At 57.4% G+C, this 1,681-nt stretch carries 2 protein-coding genes; both read left to right on the top strand.

The genetic code is table 11. The features are described from left to right. Window positions 1–137 precede the first annotated feature (137 nt). Window positions 138–368: a PepSY domain-containing protein gene (locus NW819_RS09815; RefSeq protein WP_414413623.1), complete on the top strand. Its 231-nt coding sequence runs from the start codon at window positions 138–140 to the stop codon at window positions 366–368. Window positions 369–633: 265 nt separating this feature from the next. After that, window positions 634–1,681 (top strand): hemolysin family protein (locus tag NW819_RS09810; RefSeq protein WP_414413622.1); only part of this gene is annotated, 1,048 nt, incomplete at its 3' end.

Below are 1,681 nucleotides of genomic sequence, written 5' to 3'. Positions count from 1 at the left end.
TGCTCCTTGTGGCAAGGCTTCTTGAGTCTCAGGGTGGTAGGGTAAGGAGGTGGTTGCTCAAGCAGCTGTAAATAAAGCCTGCAAAACTTTCGATTGCTGCCTTACTTTTGCTTGGCATTTTGTCCCCCGCTAGCCCGATGCTGTCGACGGGTGGGAGCCGGAGGGCTGCTTTTGCCCAATCTTTTGCTCTGGGTATCCCCATTGAGGAAGCCATTCGGATCGCTCGATCTGCCGTGCCCAATGCCGTGATTAAAGAAGTTGAGTTGGAGCGCGAAGATGGGCGCCTAGTTTGGGAAGTGAAATTTACCAACGATATTGAAGTCAAGATCGACGCCACTACCGGCAATATTGTCGATATCGACGACTAGCACCCAGGAGATGCCCCCTGCATAGGCGGGGGTGAGCGTTGCCGGAAAAGGCTGTAGCTGCTACTGCTTGATGAAAAAGTAGCGACCTTGAGAACTGCGAAAGCTGGGTTGTGCAAAGGTCAGGGATCCCTTTCCTTTTGGGCATGGGGAAAGCGTCTACACGGTAGCTGCCTGATGGCTGAAGCCGGTTCGACAGCTGGCTAGGGACAGGTGGTGGGGTCAGGCTGAGCTAGAATGCTGTCTATCCGTCTTGCTGCTCCCCCTGATGGACGACCCCCCTTTAGCCTCGGCGGCTACTTTCCCCAACACTGAGCTTTCGTGGGGAGATGCGTCGCTTAGTCTCCTTTGGGTCATCGGTCTTCTGGTCATCAACGCTTTCTTTGTCGCAGTCGAGTTTTCCTTGGTATCGGCGCGGCGCTCCCGCATGGTGCAGTTGGCCAGCGAAGGGAACCGGCAGGCAGCTCTTGTGCAAAAAGCCCAGGAACAACTGGAATATGCCCTCTCCACCACACAGTTGGGCATTACTCTGGCCAGTGTATTGCTGGGCTGGATCGGGGCTACGCAAGTGGCGCCGACGCTGTTTCTGGCCTTGAGGCAGTTGGCTTGGCTTCAGAACCTGGATCCGGCCCTTGTTCGAGGGGTGGCAGTGGTGTTGGTGTTTTCGCTGCTCACCTACTTTCAGATTGTGGTGGGGGAGCTGATCCCCAAGACTCTGGCCATCCTCTATTCCGAGCCGATTGCGCTCAAACTGGCCTGGCTCAACCGCTTGGTAAGCCGCTTCCTCCACCCTTTTGTCGAGCTGCTCCGCTTCTCCTCCCGCTGCCTGCTGCGCATCTTGGGCGTCCGCATCCCCGAGGCCACTTCCTTTTACAGCACCATGACGGTGGAGGAGTTGCAACTGCTGATCGCCTCGTCGGTGGAGTCGGGCAACATTGAGGCGGAAGAGCGAGAGCTGTTGAGCAACATCTTCGAGTTTGGCGAGACGGTGGCCAGCGAGGTGATGATCCCGCGTACCAGCATCGACGCGGTGCCGGAAACTGCAACGGTGCAAGAAGTGCTGGCCGAGGTGGCCGAATCAGGACACTCCCGTTACCCGGTCTACGGCGAGTCTTTGGATGACATCCGCGGGCTGATCCACGTCAAGGAAGTTATTGGGGAGCTGGCCAAGGGATCCATCGACCTCCACAGCCCCATCACGCCTTTTGTCCGCGAGGCCCACTTTGAGCCGGAGAACAAGCCGATTGCCGAACTGTTGCCCGAAATGAGGCAGCACCACTGGCCGATGGTGGTGGTGGTGGATGAGTTTGGCGGCA

This window comes from Synechococcus sp. R8-2 (genome assembly GCF_047461715.1).
Lineage (GTDB): Bacteria > Cyanobacteriota > Cyanobacteriia > Thermostichales > Thermostichaceae > Thermostichus.
Note: the sequence above shows the minus strand (reverse complement) of the source record. Positions and strands in the feature narration are given on the sequence as shown.

What these genes read in the sequence shown, in the direction of transcription:
- NW819_RS09815 (WP_414413623.1), top strand. Translation starts at nt 138, where the DNA reads ATGCTGTCGACGGGTGGGAGCCGGAGGGCTGCTTTTGCCCAATCTTTT.